This window comes from Haladaptatus ordinarius, assembly GCF_054177595.1.
In genome coordinates, this window is sequence record NZ_JBPEHH010000189.1 from 1 (window position 1) to 4465 (window position 4465).

The 4465-nt window shown below is 53.4% G+C and carries 6 protein-coding genes and 1 pseudogene; 5 read left to right on the forward strand and 2 right to left on the reverse strand.

Annotated elements, in window-relative coordinates:
* Together ACR3FF_RS25870 and ACR3FF_RS25875 are read left to right on the forward strand one after the other, a co-directional pair.
* Positions 1-400 (forward strand): annotated as a pseudogene (locus tag ACR3FF_RS25870) (transposase); the annotation flags it as partial.
* Between the two features lie 29 nt (positions 401-429).
* Positions 430-750: a S8 family serine peptidase gene (locus tag ACR3FF_RS25875; RefSeq protein WP_458190971.1), complete on the forward strand. Its 321-nt coding sequence runs from the start codon at positions 430-432 to the stop codon at positions 748-750.
* A gap of 91 nt (positions 751-841) precedes the next feature.
* Here the strand turns inward: ACR3FF_RS25875 and ACR3FF_RS25880 are convergent, their stop codons facing one another.
* Complete coding sequence (locus ACR3FF_RS25880) at positions 842-1033, reverse strand: hypothetical protein (protein ID WP_458190966.1); 192 nt, start codon at positions 1031-1033, stop codon at positions 842-844.
* A 256-nt stretch (positions 1034-1289) separates the two neighbouring features.
* On the opposite strand from ACR3FF_RS25880, the gene ACR3FF_RS25885 reads away from it, so the two are divergent.
* Both ACR3FF_RS25885 and ACR3FF_RS25890 read left to right on the forward strand, forming a co-directional pair.
* Positions 1290-1778 (forward strand): OB-like fold-containing membrane protein, encoded by a 489-nt coding sequence (locus ACR3FF_RS25885; RefSeq protein WP_458190967.1) that lies wholly within the window; start codon positions 1290-1292, stop codon positions 1776-1778.
* Positions 1778-2269, forward strand: coding sequence for a metal-dependent hydrolase (locus tag ACR3FF_RS25890; RefSeq protein WP_458190968.1), 492 nt, complete (start codon positions 1778-1780; stop codon positions 2267-2269). The genes ACR3FF_RS25885 and ACR3FF_RS25890 overlap by 1 nt, the downstream gene beginning before the upstream one ends.
* 98 nt (positions 2270-2367) lie before the next feature.
* Here the strand turns inward: ACR3FF_RS25890 and ACR3FF_RS25895 are convergent, their stop codons facing one another.
* Positions 2368-3504, reverse strand: a complete 1137-nt coding sequence (locus tag ACR3FF_RS25895; protein ID WP_458190969.1) for a right-handed parallel beta-helix repeat-containing protein — start codon at positions 3502-3504, stop codon at positions 2368-2370.
* Between the two features lie 391 nt (positions 3505-3895).
* On the opposite strand from ACR3FF_RS25895, the gene hjc reads away from it, so the two are divergent.
* A complete protein-coding gene (hjc, locus tag ACR3FF_RS25900; RefSeq protein ID WP_458190970.1) occupies positions 3896-4327 on the forward strand; it encodes a Holliday junction resolvase Hjc in 432 nt (143 codons plus the stop codon).
* Positions 4328-4465 lie beyond the last annotated feature (138 nt).

Genomic DNA, 4465 nt, shown 5'->3' on the forward strand with positions numbered 1-4465 from the left:
ACTCCGAGGCAGGTCGCGGCCCTGTACGGGTTGCGGTGGGAAGTGGAGTTGCTGTTCCGGGAACTGAAGTCGCTGTATGGGCTGGAGAAGTTCCAGACGAGTGATCCAGCAATCGTCCACCTTGTTGGTGGTGGCGGCTCTGCTGACGCTGACGGTCAGCAGAGCCTTGCTCGACGTGTTTCAAGAGCTGTTCCCAGAGACGGTGTTCCCCCGTGAGCGCTGGGCGAAGACCTTCCGGTCTTTCGCCCGGCTCATCCTCGAAGATCTGGCCCAGTCGTTCGGACATCCACCGCCGAACCTGTCGGAACTGATGTTTCGTGACGCCCGTCAACCAGAGAAATCGTGGCTCTTACTCAGCGAACGAGTGGCTGAGGCCTTCATGAGGCGATCCAGTGCTTAACCGAACACCGATGCTACGGTCTCGGCGATATCGACGTCGGAGCCCCGGGTGGTGGGTATGAAACCATCGAGAAGACACTATCGAATGAAACTGGATGGCCGAACCCAACGAATCGCATCCTCTCGACAGTGCCGGGCGATTCATACGCATATTATGTCGGTACTTCGATGGCTTCACCACAGGTCGCCGGATTAGCCGGCCTCGTCCGCGAATTATCGCCCACTTCAACATCTCAGCAGATCGAAGGGGTAATCAAACGAAACGCCGAGGTGAGCAATGGACGAAGTGATCCCGAACTCGGTGCTGGCAGGATCAACGCGTTGAAAACAGTCGAATCTCTTATGGAATAGGCATCGAGTACGGAGATTTCGGGGTCAGCGAGCATCTCTACATCGACGACAAAGACTCACTCCCCAACGCTGTTGCCCCCGAGGACGATGTCTACAGGCGGAGCAGGCCGAGTGCCTCGGGGCTTGACCCCGAGGCGGTTCCCTTCCGCTCTCGAGCGTCTGCCACGCTCATTATCTTCTCATGGAAAAGTCGCTCGGCATCTGTATCCGGAACCGGTGTTCTGACCGCCAGCTGATACAGAACTCGTGCATCCCCGTTGAATCGATGTTGCTCCCCCCGCATATATCGGTTCTCTCAGAGAGCCCAGAGAGAGGAGATATTAATTTGATGTGTGAAACGACAAGAAGAAGTCAATCGGCGACTTCACATTCATCTAATACGTATGGGAGACATTACGTTTCGAGTCCATATCTCAATTGGTGAGGATTGCAGCCGAGCCAAGCGAATAGAAACTGGAAAGGTACCTGATGTTTGACGTCGATATCAGGGAATGTCTAGAACTGTTCGACGTCGTGTCGGTATCCTCCTTGTTCTTGTAATGCTCCTCTTCGGACTCACCGTCTGGTACGGAACACTCGCTCCAGCCCCCGAACTCGGTGCCTATCCAAACGAAGAACACCTTGCCGATGACTACGATCAGTATCTTGGAAAGAAGGTCTCTGTCAGTGGCGCGGTCGTCGATACCGATCCGATGACGATCGACGTTGAATACGGAGCTAACGAACACATCCAGTTGACCATCACCGACCTCGCCGTAGACGCGAACGAGGGGGACAATTTGCGTGTGTATGGAGTCGTTGCCCCGAACCACACGATTCAGTCTCTCAATGCCTTCGCAGTTTCCCCATCTGGATACCTGTATATGTATCCGGCGTCGTTTTTCGCCGGTTTGTGGGTGCTTGGGCGTATCATCCAGTACTGGCGGCTCGACTTGACCGATTGGACGCTCAAACGTCGCAAGACACCCTTCCAGCCAAAGGTATTCGACCGCGTCCAAACACGCATCCACCAGTGGAGGGAGAACTAATGCCGGATCTTCTTGCACACGCCTTTATCGCGTACTCGATTGCACTCCTCCTGTCATGGCGCTACGACTGGATTTCTCCCGCGTATGCAACGGTCGCGATGGCGGGGGCATTCATCCCCGATTTGACGAAGATCAAGCTTGTCATCAGCAGTGGGACTGTCGAACAGTTGTTGGGGATTCCGTTTGATTGGGACGCACTCCACACTGCTGGCGGTGCCCTCGTCGCAGTCTTCGTCGGTGTGACGGTCGTCGCACCGCGCGAGCGGAGGCGGGTGTTTGCCCTCTTGAGTGTGGGTGCGCTCTCGCACCTGTTCGCCGATGGCCTCCTCCAGAAACCGTCCGGGCACTCGTATGCAGTATTCTGGCCGCTCACACAGTATTATCCGCCGACACCGGGACTGTACTTGAGTACGCAGGCCAAGCCAATGATCGTCGCTGCCACCGTAGCGCTTATACTTCACTTTGTCACGCGCTATCGTTCGCAGCGTTGACCACCTCTCCGCTCAAAACGAAGCTCGGTGTAGATCGAAGCTGAGAGGCTTATGAGAAACTCAGTCAGCGGTACGACCACAGAGCCGATTACTCGTGTCTATACAGTGCGACATCGAAACAGGAAGCCCGCTTCAAATCCTCGATGGCATTTTGCAGCGAGGCCGTCAGGTTGAGCAGGGCTGGATAGTTCGCCCGAATTGGACGATCGAGTAATGTTTTTCGACCGTATCAGTGCGATGGCGTCTGAATTATTCGAGAACCGATTGTCCATGATACGACCATTATGACTTGCAATCAGAAGGATTCCTTGCACGCGACTATCTGTGACTGTATTGCCAGTGATAGCATTATTATCGCTGTGCAAAAGACGTATGCCCACGGCATTCTGGCTGGCGGTATTGGTTGACAGGTGATTCCGGTTCGACTGATCACCGAGATACAGTCCGTAGAATCGATTCGAGACAGTGTTATTTGAGAGGCGGTTATCGTCTGCTTCGGACAACCAAATGCCAGCAATCCGATTCGCCGTCGCACTATTGTTGAGGACTGTGTTTGTATTGGCACCGATGAGAACGATTCCATACTCGTTTTTCGAGGCAGCGTTTGATGCGATCGTATTGTTTCGAACGCCACTCCGAACGAGATGAATCCCAAACAGCGAGTTTGCTGTTGCAGTATTATTCAACACTACATTGTGGTGACTCATTTCTTGAAGCGATATCCCATACACTGCGTTCTTCCTGGCCGTGTTCTTGACAACAGTCGTCTGGTTCGAGCTGAGTAGTGTGAGACCGACGCGATTGTTCGCAGTTACTGTGTTTGTGACCGTTCCATTCACAACGTGGATATAGCGGATCCCATCGTCCCAGTCAGTCACGTTCACGTTCCGAACGGTCACATTCGAAATCGATCCATCGAACGAGCCGACGAGCACACCGCCGGTGCCGAACGCTCCCGTACCGTCGATCGAATGGCCGTTCCCGCTGAACACGACGTTACTCGACGCAATTCGAATGCACTTGTTGGCGCTGCTGTCCTTGATGTCCGCCGTGAGTTCGTATCGGCCAGGTTCATTGATCGTTGTGCACGAATCAATCTCGGATACATTCCGTGAGTCTGTGGACTCTGTTCCAACGAGGTGGATACCGGCGTACGTGATGCCAGCAAGGACGATCACAAGTCCACTCACAAGAATCGCGAGCCGGAGTTGGCGCTGACCGATATCCACAGCCATACGAAACACAGGTACCGAGTTCAAATTAGTTCTGTGGCATAGGTTACCAAACGATGGGACGTTCGAGACTGACGAGAGGTGACCGGTGTCAGTCGCGGGAGCAATATTCCCAGCGGAATACTTGGCTGAGAAGGATATCCCCATGCTGCTGGGTGGAAACGAACCACCAAAGGAGTGCTCCCGATACCACTAGTAGAGTGTAACAAGGTTGTTTGGAACACAGCAATCGAATCGAGAGCTGACGCTGAACAGACAGCGTCTTCGATTCGTATGTGAAAACGGCAGCGTCTTCGAATCCGACTTCACCAAGTCGGTCGAACGTTGCGTTGCCGTTAGCAAGGGCGTTATTTCATAATCCCGGCACACAGACTATGGCATACGAGTCATACCGATGTCGAGCCAGAAAGGCGCCAACCGGGAACGGGAACTTGTCAATCAATTGGATGACGCTGGATTCGCCGTGATGCGGGCCCCAGCCAGTGGGAGTGCAACCCCGCGCGAGTTGCCCGACGTGCTCGCTGGAAACGGAGAGGTGTTCTACGCAATCGAAGTCAAAGCAAGTAGCGGGAATCCGATCTATATTGATGGCGATGAAATCACTGACCTCGAGTACTTTGCGCGTAGTTTCGGCGCTGAACCCCGAATTGGGGTACGATTCGATCACGAAGATTGGTATTTCTTCCTGCCGGATGACCTCTATGTGACCGATGGTGGAAACTACCGCGTGAAACGTGCCACCGCAATTGCCGCAGGCACTGATTTTGACGAGCTCACTGGCCACTCCGTCCAAACCAAATTAGACAATTTGGGGAACGATAACTGACATCCTCCCCCACGCTAAAGCCTGTCTCTTACCCATAAGTCAGTGATAGAGAGAAAATCTAATCAAATGAGATCTGAGAAGAAGGAATGAGTCAAAATGCGGTCATTATTGGAACTGAACCTTGAGTCGCTATGAGTA